15 protein-coding genes are annotated in these 12,907 nt (G+C 52.5%); 3 read left to right on the top strand and 12 right to left on the bottom strand.

Going from position 1 to position 12,907, the window contains the following annotated elements; all coding sequences use genetic code 11:
• Together BLO51_RS11845 and BLO51_RS11840 are read right to left on the bottom strand one after the other, a co-directional pair.
• On the bottom strand, window positions 1-170 hold a 170-nt coding region (locus tag BLO51_RS11845), incomplete at its 3' end, for a transposase (RefSeq protein WP_174551235.1).
• A gap of 329 nt (window positions 171-499) precedes the next feature.
• Window positions 500-1,162 (bottom strand): pentapeptide repeat-containing protein, encoded by a 663-nt coding sequence (locus BLO51_RS11840; RefSeq protein ID WP_217266730.1) that lies wholly within the window; start codon window positions 1,160-1,162, stop codon window positions 500-502.
• Between the two features lie 146 nt (window positions 1,163-1,308).
• Between BLO51_RS11840 and BLO51_RS11835 the strand changes: the two genes are divergently transcribed.
• Window positions 1,309-1,941: a hypothetical protein gene (locus BLO51_RS11835; RefSeq protein WP_090671539.1), complete on the top strand. Its 633-nt coding sequence runs from the start codon at window positions 1,309-1,311 to the stop codon at window positions 1,939-1,941.
• 35 nt (window positions 1,942-1,976) lie between these two features.
• Here the strand turns inward: BLO51_RS11835 and nrdR are convergent, their stop codons facing one another.
• On the bottom strand, window positions 1,977-2,459 hold the full coding sequence (gene nrdR, locus BLO51_RS11830; RefSeq protein WP_090671535.1) for a transcriptional regulator NrdR: 483 nt from the start codon (window positions 2,457-2,459) through the stop codon (window positions 1,977-1,979).
• Window positions 2,460-2,558: 99 nt separating this feature from the next.
• On the opposite strand from nrdR, the gene BLO51_RS11825 reads away from it, so the two are divergent.
• A complete protein-coding gene (locus tag BLO51_RS11825) occupies window positions 2,559-2,783 on the top strand; it encodes an alpha/beta-type small acid-soluble spore protein (protein ID WP_088835007.1) in 225 nt (74 codons plus the stop codon).
• A gap of 103 nt (window positions 2,784-2,886) precedes the next feature.
• On the opposite strand, the gene BLO51_RS11820 is transcribed toward BLO51_RS11825, so the two are convergent.
• From BLO51_RS11820 to polA, 5 genes are all read right to left on the bottom strand, one after another.
• Window positions 2,887-3,450: a lytic transglycosylase domain-containing protein gene (locus BLO51_RS11820; protein ID WP_090671532.1), complete on the bottom strand. Its 564-nt coding sequence runs from the start codon at window positions 3,448-3,450 to the stop codon at window positions 2,887-2,889.
• Complete coding sequence (gene coaE, locus BLO51_RS11815; protein ID WP_090671529.1) at window positions 3,447-4,043, bottom strand: dephospho-CoA kinase; 597 nt, start codon at window positions 4,041-4,043, stop codon at window positions 3,447-3,449. Before coaE ends, BLO51_RS11820 begins: the two co-directional genes overlap by 4 nt.
• 41 nt (window positions 4,044-4,084) lie before the next feature.
• A complete protein-coding gene (ytaF, locus tag BLO51_RS11810) occupies window positions 4,085-4,768 on the bottom strand; it encodes a sporulation membrane protein YtaF (protein ID WP_090671526.1) in 684 nt (227 codons plus the stop codon).
• 86 nt (window positions 4,769-4,854) lie between these two features.
• Window positions 4,855-5,718, bottom strand: a complete 864-nt coding sequence (gene mutM / locus BLO51_RS11805) for a DNA-formamidopyrimidine glycosylase (RefSeq protein WP_090671523.1) — start codon at window positions 5,716-5,718, stop codon at window positions 4,855-4,857.
• Between the two features lie 44 nt (window positions 5,719-5,762).
• On the bottom strand, window positions 5,763-8,444 hold the full coding sequence (polA, locus tag BLO51_RS11800) for a DNA polymerase I (RefSeq protein WP_090671520.1): 2,682 nt from the start codon (window positions 8,442-8,444) through the stop codon (window positions 5,763-5,765).
• Between the two features lie 182 nt (window positions 8,445-8,626).
• Between polA and BLO51_RS11795 the strand changes: the two genes are divergently transcribed.
• Window positions 8,627-9,397, top strand: a complete 771-nt coding sequence (locus tag BLO51_RS11795) for an HAD family hydrolase (protein ID WP_090671517.1) — start codon at window positions 8,627-8,629, stop codon at window positions 9,395-9,397.
• A gap of 121 nt (window positions 9,398-9,518) precedes the next feature.
• On the opposite strand, the gene phoU is transcribed toward BLO51_RS11795, so the two are convergent.
• The 4 genes from phoU to pstC are packed head-to-tail and all read right to left on the bottom strand — an operon-like array spanning window position 9,519 to window position 12,797.
• On the bottom strand, window positions 9,519-10,178 hold the full coding sequence (phoU, locus tag BLO51_RS11790; RefSeq protein WP_090671514.1) for a phosphate signaling complex protein PhoU: 660 nt from the start codon (window positions 10,176-10,178) through the stop codon (window positions 9,519-9,521).
• A gap of 35 nt (window positions 10,179-10,213) precedes the next feature.
• Window positions 10,214-11,008, bottom strand: coding sequence for a phosphate ABC transporter ATP-binding protein PstB (pstB, locus tag BLO51_RS11785; RefSeq protein ID WP_342672352.1), 795 nt, complete (start codon window positions 11,006-11,008; stop codon window positions 10,214-10,216).
• A complete protein-coding gene (gene pstA / locus BLO51_RS11780) occupies window positions 11,005-11,862 on the bottom strand; it encodes a phosphate ABC transporter permease PstA (RefSeq protein WP_090671507.1) in 858 nt (285 codons plus the stop codon). The genes pstB and pstA overlap by 4 nt, the downstream gene beginning before the upstream one ends.
• A complete protein-coding gene (gene pstC, locus BLO51_RS11775; protein ID WP_090671504.1) occupies window positions 11,859-12,797 on the bottom strand; it encodes a phosphate ABC transporter permease subunit PstC in 939 nt (312 codons plus the stop codon). Before pstC ends, pstA begins: the two co-directional genes overlap by 4 nt.
• Window positions 12,798-12,907 lie beyond the last annotated feature (110 nt).

The following is a 12,907-nucleotide window of genomic DNA, read 5'->3' as shown; positions in this document are numbered from 1 at the left end:
TCATGATTCCATTCGACTAAGGATATATTATAGTTTTCACCTAATCGAACAAACATTTCTTTCACATAGTCAGATAGGGTATCATCCATCACTTTTCTACGATATTTCACAACCAAAACAAGATGATAATACAGAGAGAACACCGAATGATTATTGCTATCTAATTTCATTGATAGAACAGCCTTTCTTTTAATCTAAGACTGATTTTATCTCATCATAGAAAATGTGGCAAGACAAAAAAGACTTTAGGCTTCGCCTACCGAAATTCATCTCCCACTTTCATCAAGCTTCGCAAGATTTAGAAGTGGGAGACTTCTTTCGGAGGGAAGTTAAAAACTGAACCGCTGTTTCTGCTTTTTTTGTCGAATAATCCCCAAAAATTTCTTTTACAAAAAAAAAGAAAGCACTTTATAAGCGCTCCTCGATTAACAAAATGAGATCAATCCAATTTCCTTGTTTCGTTCTCACATACAATCTATTGCCGATTTTCTTACCATGTTTATACAAGTGAATCATCCTTCACAACGAGCCCAAACAAAGATGCAAAAATGTAGGCTTGTTCACGGGTAATGATACACCCTTGCAAATCTTCTACTCCCACGCCTAAGCCATTGAATTGGCAATCGCTTAAATCGATTCCGTTCATCTTAGTACCCGACAATTGAGCCTGATCCAGGTTGGAACGATATAATTCGGTTTTTTGCAATTTAGAGAAACTAATATCAGTATGACGCAAAGAACTATCCTGAATAATAACCTGCTTGGTATTGCAGAATCGGAATGTGGCGTAATCGGCTATACATTGATCAAAGAGTACATTCCGCAATGTCGAACCAGATAAATGGATTCCAATCAATTTGCAATTTTTGAATGCTGTTCGATGAATAATGGCATCGCTGAAATCGACATTGGATAGATCGCATTGTTCAAAGATAACATCGGTCAATTCAACACCTGTTAAAGTACATTCTGTAAAGGTGACCTGTCTAAAGATCATTTTATCAAAGGTTTTTTTTTGACCAGTCAGCTGCTCAATTACGCATTTTTGCACGATTCCCATTTCCACAAAAGCATTGGACTGAACATCATCTGGCATTAGTTCAGACAGTTCACTCGTAATGATCGGCGATTCGATTTTCATTACTTTTTTCTTGTTACTCATTTAGTTTTCTCCCTCCCACCCATAATGGGAACATAAGTTCTTAGTATAGATGAACGAAATGTGGGAGTCAAGACGAACTCAATTGTAATATTAAGTCGTTTTTTAGTATAATGATTTCCCGTAGGGTTATCAATAAGGAGGATATCATGCAAAATCTACTTACGAAATTTGGATCTTTTTTATGGCGTATGCATTTAATTGTGATTATAAATATCATTTTAATCATTTCAATTGCAGTGGCAGTGGTAGTGCTTCAAGGGACATCTGAGGCTATTTACTTGGGCATTATTGTCTTCTTTTTATTGACTCCTTATACATTGCTTTTTAAACCTAAAACAATTCTTAGCAGAAATATTTTATTCATGTCAATGTATACATACTTTACGATTCCATTCACTTTAAATATTTGGGTCTTACCTCTAAACATTTCTATTCCGAAGTTTTTATTTTCTATCTTTGTAACATCCATACTTATTTTCATCTCACTATACTTTTACAATAGAAAAAATCATCTTAAAGAATTTTTAGATCATTCCAAACTATCATTAGATATCATAAGATTTATTTTCGTCGTTATTCTAACTCTTACAACAGTATACGCTATGATCAATAACGATTTCAGTGCGTTTAAAAGCATTGTATCTATTTTCGAATACAATGCCAGCATCGAAGAGTTAAGAAAATCTTATCAATTAGCATTCCGATTATTAGCTATCCCATTTGTGTTTTCAGCTAGTGTGCTTAGAATTGTTATCGATTGGGTATCGTTAAAAAAATAAATAAAAAAAGGCCCTTTGGCCTCTTGCTTTAACCCCTACAGCTTATTCGTTTCTCCGCTGGACTGATGCTTGGACAGCAGTCCGGTCAATTCTTTCATAAACATATCGATGTCTTTAAATTGACGGTACACCGACGCAAACCGGATATAAGCGACCTCGTCTACGGGATACAGCTCGCTCATGACAATCTCCCCGATCTCGCGGCTGTCTACTTCGGCATGGGCCGTCGTGCGGATTTGCTTCTCTACCTCGGATACGATCATCTCCAGCCGTTCGACGGATACCGGACGTTTCTCACAGGCGCGGATCAAGCCCCGCAGCATTTTTTCCCGGTTGAATTCCTCCCGGCTTCCATCCTTCTTAATGACAATGAGCGGTGTCTCCTCGACCATCTCAAAGGTCGTGAACCGTTTCAGACATTTCTCGCATTCGCGGCGGCGCCGGATCGATTTATTCTCATTGGCGGCACGCGAATCCAATACCTTGGTGCCGGAATAATCGCAATATGGACATTTCATCGATCGTTTCTTCCTCTCCCTATTTCCCAATAGCTCCCTGTCATGAAGTCCGGGCAATCGCACATAATAGGACTACCAACGACAAGGAGGTGAACAGACATGGGTGCAGGTCAATCCCGCAGCAGCAATCAATTGGTAGTGCCTCAAGCGAATGCAGCGTTGGATCAACTGAAATACGAAGTAGCGCAGGAACTGGGTATCGCGATCCCTCAGGACGGTTACTTCGGTCACATGGCTACTCGTGATACTGGTGCGATCGGTGGTAACATCACTCGTCGCCTGGTGCAAATCGCCGAGCAGTCTCTTGCCGGTCAATTCAAATAATAACACGTTTTGAAGAATACGCAAGAAGTATCGGGCCTAAGCTCGCAGTCAAAGGCGACTTGTCCGATACTTCTTTGCATTGTAAGGTCAAGCGGCGCGCTCCTCACTCTTCCCCATACAATTTAACATACTTGTTATAGTAATACATTACACGCTGTATGTAATGTCTCGTTTCTCCGTAAGGGATACGGTCCGCATTTTGGAGCGTTCCGTCCCATGCGTTCTCCTGGAGCCAGCGGCTGACTTTGCCATGCCCCGCATTATAGCCCGCAAGAACCGCTATGCGATTCCCGTCAAACTGCTTAAACAACCAATTAAGATACCATGATCCCAGCTCGATGCTGACCGCCGGATCGTTAAGACTGGTTTTGAATTCTTCACTAAAACGCGCCTTGTCAATAATCCAATTCGCCGTATCCGGCATAAGCTGCATCATTCCGTATGCGCCTTTCTTGGATTCCGTTTCCGTCAAATAGTTGGATTCCACCCGAATAACGGCGGCCACAAGAAAAGGATCGAGATCGTATTTTGCGGCGTTTTGGCGTATTTCCTGTTCGTAATGGATCGGATACAGCATGCGCCCCACATACGTGCTGCTTAAGAACAAAAAGATAACAAACGTCAGCAGCAGCAAGGCGAAAACCCGCTTTTTCCGCCAAAAGCTCATGATAGCCCCCTTTCATTCCAGAAAGCTTCAACTTGCTTTTCCGTTGCCTCCAGGGTGTCCGAATTGTCGATGATCCAATCGGCAAGCCCTTTCTTTTCCTCGATCGGCATCTGGGACAACAAGCGCTTCTCCGCCTGCTCCACCGTGACTCCGTCCCGGGCCATCAGGCGCTGAAGCTGCACTTCGCGCGGCACATAGACGACCATCACCTGCTCGTACATGGCCTGCTGCCCCGATTCGTACAGGAGCGGCACGTCGACGACGACCAGCTTGTCCGGCTGCTCCGCCGCGTAGTTCTGCATTCTCTCGCGTATTAATGCGCGAATGGGCGGATGCAGCAGATTTTCCAGATCGCGAAGCGCTTCGCGATTGCCGAAGACCCGCTCCCCCAGCTTTTTGCGATGAAGAGAACCGTCCGGCAGCAGCAGATCGTCTCCGAACCGCCGGATCACTTCAGCCAGAACGGGGGTTCCCGGCTCCACGACCTCTCTCGCAATCCGGTCCGCATCGATCAGCAGCGCGCCGCGCCGGACGAGCATCTCGGCGACCGTGCTTTTCCCGCACGCAATCCCCCCGGTTAATCCGATGTTCATGGTCATTCCCCTATTATATCCAAGATGATGTTGTTGTATGGTCAGAACAGTTTCATGATGCCCATCAGGATCAAGACAAATCCGGGCAAAGCGGACAGCTTGCGAATCCATTTCAGCTCCGCATAGCGCAATCCGATTTGCAGACCGATACCCAGAAACGTACCGCTGGCCAGCGCAATGACCGCCGCCGTCAGCCACGGCATGAAGCCAAGCAGTGCGGCGCCGATCCCCGCCCCGAAAGCGTCCAGCGAGAGCGCCAGCCCCAGCAGCGTCGCTTCATAGGCCGATATGTTGCCGGAACGGTCCACATCCGCCATGGACGGCGTGCGCAAAATTTGAATGACCAGACCAAACCGTTTCAGTTCAAGATAAAATACTTCTTTGGCCGTCGCTGGCCCCGGTACGGGGACTGGCGGCTGCGGCTCGTTCGCCTGCCCCGCTTGCGATTCCTGCCGTCTGTGCTGGACCAGCTGAACCAGCGCCCACAAGCCGATTCCCATCAAAATCACGGCGCCGATATCTTTCGCCACGGCCGGGTCGACAAACCGGCTCATCCAGACACCGATCTGCATCGAAGCGTAAATAATAACCCCCGACCAAGCCGCGATGATCGCGATCGAAGTGAGCGGAATCCGGATTTTGCGGAAACCGTACGTGACGCCTACCCCGAATCCGTCCAGACTGACGGCAAACGCAAGCAGAAGTAACGAGACGACAGACAACATGACGTTCCCTCCTCACCAGTAACTGCACACCATACTATATGGCTGTTTTGGGCGGAGGGTGCGTGTTGCCGTTCCGGGAGAACCCGTTAGTCTTCGAGCTCTTCCCGTTTCCCGCGCTTGCGCTTCAGCGGCTGGCACACCGGACAATGATGGGTGCCGCGCCCGGCTACCACCGTCTTGATAATCGCCGTGCCGCAAGTCAGACAAGCCTCATCCTTGCGGCCGTACATTTTCAGCTGATGCTGGAACATCCCGATCTCGCCTTGACCGTTGACGTACGACTTGATGGACGATCCGCCTGCCGCCACGGCGTCTTTCAATGTTTCTACAATCGCTTCATGCAGCTTGGTCGATTCCGCCGCGCTCAGCGTATGGGTTTCCCGCTCCGGATGGATACCGGCCAGATATAACGCTTCATCCACATAAATATTCCCGATGCCGACAATGTATTCCTGGTTCAGCAGCAGCGGCTTGATCTTCGTCTTGCGCTTTCCGATCTTCCCACGGAAAGCTTCCGGCGTAAACGCCTCGTCGAGCGGCTCAAGGCCGAGCTTCTTGAGCGGCGCCTCCAGCAAATCCCGATCCTTCGGATAGACGTGCATCGTTCCGAACTGCCGCACGTCTTTGTACCTCAGCTCCGTGCCGTCCGTAAAATGAAACACGACATGCGTATGCTTTTCCATCGGTTCGTCCGAGCGGTATACCCCATAGCGTCCCTCCATCCGCAGATGCGAGACGAGCGTATACTGATCGAGCATGAACCGCAAAAATTTCCCCCGCCGCTCGACCGAGTGGATCGTTTCCCCCTCAAGCATGACCGCAAACGCCTGGATGTCGTCTGGATGCTGAATGATGCGGGGCAGCAGGACGGACACGCGTTCGATCTTCTTGCCAATGACTAATTGATTGAGCGTACGACGTACCGTCTCGACCTCCGGCAATTCCGGCATGATGTCTTCCCCTCCTCCATTCCACCGGGTTGATGCCCGGCGGATTACTTCGCCTCGTACCAGTTCTCCCCGGCATCGACGTCCACCTTCAGCGGCACGTCGAGCTTCAGGGCCGATTCCATCAATTCGGCGACCATTTGTTTCATCAAGTCAATCTCGTCTTCCGGCACTTCGAACACCAGTTCGTCATGCACCTGCAGCAGCATGCGGCTGCGCACGCCCTCTTCCTTCATCCGCTTGTCCAATTGGACCATCGCCAGCTTGATAATATCCGCGGCTGTTCCTTGAATCGGCGTATTCATCGCGGTGCGCTCGGCGAACGAACGCAGGTTGAAGTTCGAGGCTGTAATTTCCGGCAGGTAGCGGCGGCGCTGCAGCAGCGTCGTGACGTAGCCGTCCTGGCGGGCTTTTTTGACGATATCGTCCATATATTGGCGAACCCCTTGGAACACGGCAAAATATTGCTCGATAAACTTCGCCGCGTCCTTACGGGTAATGTTCAAGTTCTGCGACAACCCGTAATCGCTGATACCGTATACAATGCCGAAGTTGACCGCTTTGGCCTGACGCCGCATATTCGAATCGACTTCCGCTTCGGATACACCGAACACGTCCATGGCCGTTTTCGTATGAACGTCCATATTGTTGCGGAACGCTTCAATCAGCTTCTCGTCCTGCGAAATGTGCGCCAGCACGCGCAGCTCGATCTGCGAGTAGTCGGCGGTCAAGATTTTCCACCCGGGCTCGAAAGGGAAAAACACCTTGCGGATTTTGCGGCCTTCCTCCAGCCGGATCGGAATGTTCTGCAGGTTCGGATACTGGCTGCTGAGCCGTCCGGTCGCTGCGATTGTCTGCCTAAAGTACGTATGCACCTTCCCGGTAGAAGGACGCACTTCCTTAAGCAGGCCTTCCACATAAGTCGACTGCAGCTTCGCCAGCGTCCGGTAATGAAGAATGTGACCGACCATCGGGTGGTACGGCTCCAGCTTCTCCAGCACTTCGGCGTCGGTCGAATACCCGGTTTTCGTTTTCTTGACCACCGGCAGTCCGAGCTTCTCGAACAAAATTTCCCCCAGCTGCTTCGGTGAGTTGATGTTAAACTCTACGCCGGCCGCGTCGTAAATCGATTGCATGATGCCTTCGAGCTGGCTCCCAAGCTCGAAACCGTAGGCTTTGAGCTCCTCTGCGTCCACCTTGATCCCTTTGCGCTCCATCGAAGCCAACACGAGCGCCAGCGGAAACTCCAGCTCGTAAAACAACTGATGCATTTCGCTCGTTTCGAGCGCTTCCTTCAGCTTCGGCGTCAGCCGATGGACCGCGGCGGCTTTGCGGCACAAGTAGGCGGTCAGCACGTCTTCCTCGGGCACCTTGAATTTCGCGCCCTTGCCGAACACTTCCTCGTCGGCCGGAAGCGGACGCAGCCCGTAACGGGACGTCAGGCCATCCAGCGTCAGCGACGACTCCGTCGGATCGAGCAAATAGCCGGCGAGCAGCGCATCGAAGCCGATGCCGCCCAGCTCGATCCTGCGCCAAGACAACACGATGATGGTGCGGTGCAAATCGTAAATGGCAACCGCCTGCTTGTCTTCCGAAGCGAGCCACTCCCGTACCGCAGAGGCGTTATCCTGCTCAAGCCGTCCCACTGGCACATAGTAGCACACGGGCTCCGCGCCTCCTTCTTCGCTATAGAAGGACACGCCGATCACCTCGGCGTTATGCGGATTGTCGCCGGCCGCTTCCACATGCAGCGCACGGACATGCGGCAGCGCGGCGGTCAGCTCGGCCAGCTTATCGTCTGTAACCAGCACCGCCGGCGGCTCGGTTCCGGCTTCTTCCGCTTCCCCGGCCGCCGCAGCGCCGGAAGCGGGCAGTTGCAGCCGCTCCAACAGCGACTTAAACTCCAGCTTGCGGAACATCTCGGCAAGCTCCGATTCCTCATATCCGCGATAGGCCAGCTCGTCCCATGAAAAATCGACCGGCACCTCCCGGAAAATCGTCGCAAGCTCCTTGCTCATCCGGGCGCTGTCGACGTTCGCAGCGACCTTCTCTCCAAGCTTGCCTTTAATCTGCGAGGCGTTCTCCAGCACGTTCTCGACCGAGCCGTATTCGTGCAGCAGCTTAAGCGCCGTCTTCTCCCCAACGCCCGGAATGCCCGGAATGTTGTCGGACGTATCGCCCATCAGCCCTTTCAGGTCGATGATCTGATGCGGCTTCAGCCCGTACGTTTCTTCGATGTGCGCCGGATCGAACAGCTCGACCTCGCTGATGCCCTTGCGCGTCAGCGCAATGGTCACCTGCCCGCTTGCAAGCTGCAGCATGTCTTTGTCCCCGGTGACGACGATGACCTCGATACCGCTTTTCTCGTCCGCAATGCGCGTCAGCGTGCCGATGATGTCGTCGGCCTCGTAGCCGTCCAGCTCAAACTGGCGGATGCCAAGCGATCCGAGCAGATCCCGGAGCAGCGGAAACTGCTCGGACAGCTCCGGCGGCGTTTTCTCGCGGCCACCTTTGTATTCTGCGTAATCTTTATGTCGAAACGTCGCTTTCCCCGCGTCGAATGCAACCAGAAAGTGCGTCGGCTTCTGTTCCTCCAGCAGCTTGAGCAGCATGGTGGTGAACCCATAGACCGCGTTCGTGTGCAGCCCCTTGGAATTGCTCAGCAGCGGCAGCGCAAAAAAAGCGCGGTAGGCAATGCTGTTCCCGTCGATCAAAATAAGCTTGGACAATGGTTACACCCCATTCGGCAGTCTTCCTACTCTATACATGATAGCATAGGACAGCATAAGAAAAAAACCTTTGGAAAGCTTTCTCGAAAAAGGGGTGTGCGCCGTTTTTGCCGCATAAAATGAACTAACTTTTGATCCTTGACGGCGCCTTTCGAGCGGAAAGGAGATCGGAGGCTGGGTTCATGAAAGAGACGGTTCGTTTAAACGGAAAACGCGCGATTTTTTTCGATGTCAATCAGACGCTGGTACAGCAGGGACTCAGCTTTGAACAATGCTTCGCAGAGGTGTGGAACGATTATTCGGCCAGATGGACGGCGGAGGACCGCCCGAAGGCGGATTCGCTCTGGGAGCAGTATATCACGCGTTGGCAGCAGCGCAAAAAAGGCCGGACGACATTCAAGCAGCTCGACGAGCTGCAGCAGCAATGCCTGCAGGAAGCCTTCGAGGCGCTGAGGATTCCCGCTTCCTCCGGCATCCTGCGAAGCTTCATGCAGGATATCCGCCGCTTGCAGGTATCGGCGAAGTCCATGGCGCCGCAGACGGCAAAAACGCTGGAGGAGCTGTCCCGTACATACCGCCTCGCCATCATCAGCAACAGCCCCCGCAGCGAAGTGCTGATGATGCTGCAGCGGTTTGGGCTGGAATCGTATTTTCCCGAAGAACGCATCTTTACGGCACAGAAGCCTGCGGACAAGAAGCCTGCGCCTTATCTCTTCAAGACGGCGCTCCAAACGATGCAGCTTGCGCCAAGGCAGGCGCTCATGGTAGGGAACTCGTGGAAACATGACGTATGCGGCGCCGTAAAAGCGGGCCTGGATGCCGTATGGCTTCATCCCGGAGCGGCCGGTCCGTCCGCCGAATCGAGCGATAGCAAAATTTCCCAGCAACGGCTGGGAAAGCGTAGGGTGTATTTGATCAAGCAGTTGGATCAGCTTCTCCAGCTCTTCGGGTAAATTTTAATCGGCCCGTCGTCCACCAGAAGTTGTTTTTACGATGGCAAAAAAGCAAAAAGTTCCGCCCGTGCCTTGGTGTAAGTGCGCGGCGGGACTTTCGGCCGGAGCCGTCCGGTATCCGCTATACGTTTAAATCTTTGCGTTTGCCGGTGACCATATAGATTACGCCCTCCCCGATATTCGTCGAATGGTCGGCAACACGTTCGAGGAAATGGGCGGCCAGCATGAGCTGGGACAGCTGTCTGTTTTTAGCAAAGTCGGTGCCCATCAGCATGATGATATCGTTCACGATGACGCTGTACAGCTTGTCGACTTCGTCGTCCTTCTCGGCCAGCGCCGCCGCCCGGTGAACGTCGCGCTCGGTATAAGCCAGCAGGCTTTCCTGCAGCATATTTTGGGTCAGCTCCGCCATGCGCGGGATGTCTTCGAGCGGCTTCGCCAGCTCTTGGCCGTTCAACCGGATGCAAATTTTGGCGATATCGACGGCATGATCCGCAATGCGTTCGAGATCGGTGGCGATCTTCAGCGCCATGCTGATAATCCGCAGATCGCTGGCCATCGGCTGCTGCAGCGCGATCAGCCGCAGCGAATCTTCTTCGATTCTGGTGGTCATCTCGTCGATCCGATCATCCTCTTCGATCGTTTGCCGGGCCAAGCCCTCATCCAGCCGCGCAAGCGCTTCGACGGCTTGGCGGATCAGCCTCGCGACATTGTTGCCCATGTCGAGCAGGTCTTTTTGAAGCAGGTCCAGCGATTGGTGAAAATTGATCCGGTTGTCCACGAATAGAGCGCTCCTTTGTCCGAACGGCCGGGAACTTATCCGAACCGTCCGGTAATATAATCTTCCGTCCGTTGGTCGGAAGGCGTGGTAAAAATTTTGTCCGTTTTGTCCGACTCAACCAGCACGCCGTTCAGGAAAAACGAGGTGTAGTCGGAAATCCGGGCCGCTTGCTGCATGTTATGGGTGACGATGATGATCGTATACTTCTCCTTCAATACCTGCGTCAGCTCTTCGACCTTCAGCGTCGAGATCGGGTCGAGCGCAGACGTCGGCTCATCCATCAGCAGCACATCTGGCTCGACGGCAAGCAGACGCGCAATGCACAAACGCTGCTGCTGACCGCCGGAGAGGCCGAGCGCCGACTTGTTCAAGCGATCCTTGACCTCGTCCCACAGCGCGGCTTGCACCAGGCTGCGTTCGACGATTTCGTCAAGCACGGCTTTCTTCTTCGTGCCGTGAATCCGCGGGCCGTATGCGATGTTGTCATAAATGCTCATCGGAAACGGGTTCGGACGCTGGAACACCATGCCGACCTTCTTGCGCAGAGACACGACGTCCGTCTCCGGGCCGTAAATATGTTGGCCGTCTACATAGATGTCGCCGGTGATCCGCACGTTGTCGATCAGATCGTTCATCCGGTTCAAGGTGCGCAGAAAAGTCGATTTCCCGCAGCCGGAAGGACCAATCAAAGCGGCGATGGAATTTTGCTCGATCGTCAGCCCGATGTTATGCAGCGCATGATTTTCACCGTAATATAAATTTAATTGCTCCACTTTGATCTTATTCGCAACCTTTGGGTTCGCGATTGCACCAGCTGTCGCCATAGTCATTTCCCTCCGGACAATTTTTTCTGCAGCATACGGCTTGGAATACCGATTAACAGGTTAAAGATCAGCACGACGATCAACAGCAGCGCGGCGGAGCCTTTGGCAATGTCTTTGGCGTCCGGCACGATCGCTTCGGATTGGACGTACCATAGATGAACGGACAGCGTTTCACCCATGCTGAGCGGGTTTAAGTCCGGGAAGAAGCGGGATACCGACAGCCCCGCGGTATAGATCAGAATGGCCGATTCCCCGAGGGCGCGGCCCGCGACGAGCGTGATTCCCGTAATTAAGCTCGGCAGCGAAGCCGGAATCAGCACCTTGCGGATCGCCTGCCAGCGGGTCGAGCCGAGCGCAAGCGACGCTTCCCAGTACGATTCCGGAACGGAGCGGATCGCTTCTTCCGTTACCCGCACAAGCACGGGCAGATTGAGCAGCGACAAGGTGATCGCCCCGCCGATGATCGAAAATTTCAGACCCATCCAGTTGACGAACAACAGGAAGCCGAACAAGCCGAAGACGATCGACGGCACGGAAGACAATGCTTCAACGGAGACGCGCACGACGTCCGTAAACCGATTCTTCTTCGCATAAATCGCCAGATACACGCCGGCGCCGATACCGATCGGCAGCGAGAACAGCAGCGACAAGAACAAAATATAGAAGGAGTTGAACAGCTGCGGGCCTACGCCGCCGCCAGCCATAATTTCTGAAGGCTTGCCGGTGATGAAATTCCAGTTCAGCATCGGCAGTCCGTCGCCTAAGATACGGAATAAAAACCAGGCCAGAATCACAATAATAACAGCGCCCGTTGCCCAAAAATAGAGCGTGGCAATCCGGTCGGTCGTTTTGCTTGTCATTTCACTTCACTCCTCTTTGCGACAATGCGGATGATCAGGATCAAGGCCAGCGAGACGAGAAGCAGCACAAGTGCCATCAGGAACAAAGCGTTGTTCCACGTGCTGCCGTAATGGGTGTTCCCCATGTCCTTGACGATCGCCGTCGTCAGCACCGTCGCCGAGCTGAGCAGCGAATCCGGCATTTGCGGCGAGTTGCCGATGACCATGAATACGGCCATCGTTTCTCCGATTGCTCGTCCCATCCCAAGAATGATCCCGGTCAGTATGCCGGGCCGGGCCGCAGGGATCAGCACGCGCCAAATCGTCTGCCAGCGCGTTGCGCCGAGCGCGAGCGAAGCCTCTTCCAAGCGGCCGGGCAGCGCACGGATCGCGTCCTCGGAGATAGATAGAATCGTCGGCAGAATCATGATCGCCAGAATAATAGCCGCCGGCAAAATCCCGTACCCGAAGCCCTCATTAAATTTGGCGAGAAACGGAACGATCACCGTAAGACCGATCAAGCCGTAGACGACCGACGGAATCCCGACGAACAAGTCGGTGGCCGGACGAACAATTTCACGCACCCACTTTGGCGCGATTTTAGCTATAAAGACTGCACCCGACAGCGCGAGCGGCACCGACAGCAGCACCGACAAGAAGGTCAACAGCAGCGTGCTGTACAGAAACGAAAACGCACCGAATTTATTTTGCGACGGGGTCCAATCAGTCGAGAAAAAAAACTCGACTGGCGTCACCCCCGAAAAGGTCTTGACTCCTTGCCAACCGACAAAGACGATGACGGAAAAGATGATGAACGTTACGAGCGACGCGCTTCCTATAAATATCCATCTCATCACTTGGTCGCTTCTGTTTTGTGCTCTCGTCCAGCGGTTCATCGGATGCTCCTTCCGCTCTTCCTTCACACTTTCCGTCAGCTGATCGGCAAATGAATTCATCAGCTATTACCCCCTGGTTCGAATAGTTCTACACGTGTTCCTTAGCTCAAGACCATCATAGAGTACGAATGTAATAACAGAACATGAGAATTGTTAAGGTAATGTAAAAA

Source organism: Paenibacillus tianmuensis (assembly GCF_900100345.1).
GTDB lineage: Bacteria > Bacillota > Bacilli > Paenibacillales > NBRC-103111 > Paenibacillus_G > Paenibacillus_G tianmuensis.
This window is presented reverse-complemented; position numbering and strand designations above follow the sequence as displayed.

Excerpts from the sequence above, each read along its gene's own strand:
- BLO51_RS11840 (WP_217266730.1), bottom strand. The coding sequence starts at position 1,162 with ATGAGTAACAAGAAAAAAGTAATGAAAATCGAATCGCCGATCATTACG.
- BLO51_RS11835 (WP_090671539.1), top strand. The coding sequence starts at position 1,309 with ATGCAAAATCTACTTACGAAATTTGGATCTTTTTTATGGCGTATGCAT.
- nrdR (WP_090671535.1), bottom strand. The coding sequence starts at position 2,459 with ATGAAATGTCCATATTGCGATTATTCCGGCACCAAGGTATTGGATTCG.
- BLO51_RS11825 (WP_088835007.1), top strand. The coding sequence starts at position 2,559 with ATGGGTGCAGGTCAATCCCGCAGCAGCAATCAATTGGTAGTGCCTCAA.
- BLO51_RS11820 (WP_090671532.1), bottom strand. The coding sequence starts at position 3,450 with ATGAGCTTTTGGCGGAAAAAGCGGGTTTTCGCCTTGCTGCTGCTGACG.
- coaE (WP_090671529.1), bottom strand. The coding sequence starts at position 4,043 with ATGAACATCGGATTAACCGGGGGGATTGCGTGCGGGAAAAGCACGGTC.
- ytaF (WP_090671526.1), bottom strand. The coding sequence starts at position 4,768 with ATGTTGTCTGTCGTCTCGTTACTTCTGCTTGCGTTTGCCGTCAGTCTG.
- mutM (WP_090671523.1), bottom strand. The coding sequence starts at position 5,718 with ATGCCGGAATTGCCGGAGGTCGAGACGGTACGTCGTACGCTCAATCAA.
- BLO51_RS11795 (WP_090671517.1), top strand. The coding sequence starts at position 8,627 with ATGAAAGAGACGGTTCGTTTAAACGGAAAACGCGCGATTTTTTTCGAT.
- pstB (WP_342672352.1), bottom strand. The coding sequence starts at position 11,008 with ATGACTATGGCGACAGCTGGTGCAATCGCGAACCCAAAGGTTGCGAAT.
- pstA (WP_090671507.1), bottom strand. The coding sequence starts at position 11,862 with ATGACAAGCAAAACGACCGACCGGATTGCCACGCTCTATTTTTGGGCA.
- pstC (WP_090671504.1), bottom strand. The coding sequence starts at position 12,797 with ATGAATTCATTTGCCGATCAGCTGACGGAAAGTGTGAAGGAAGAGCGG.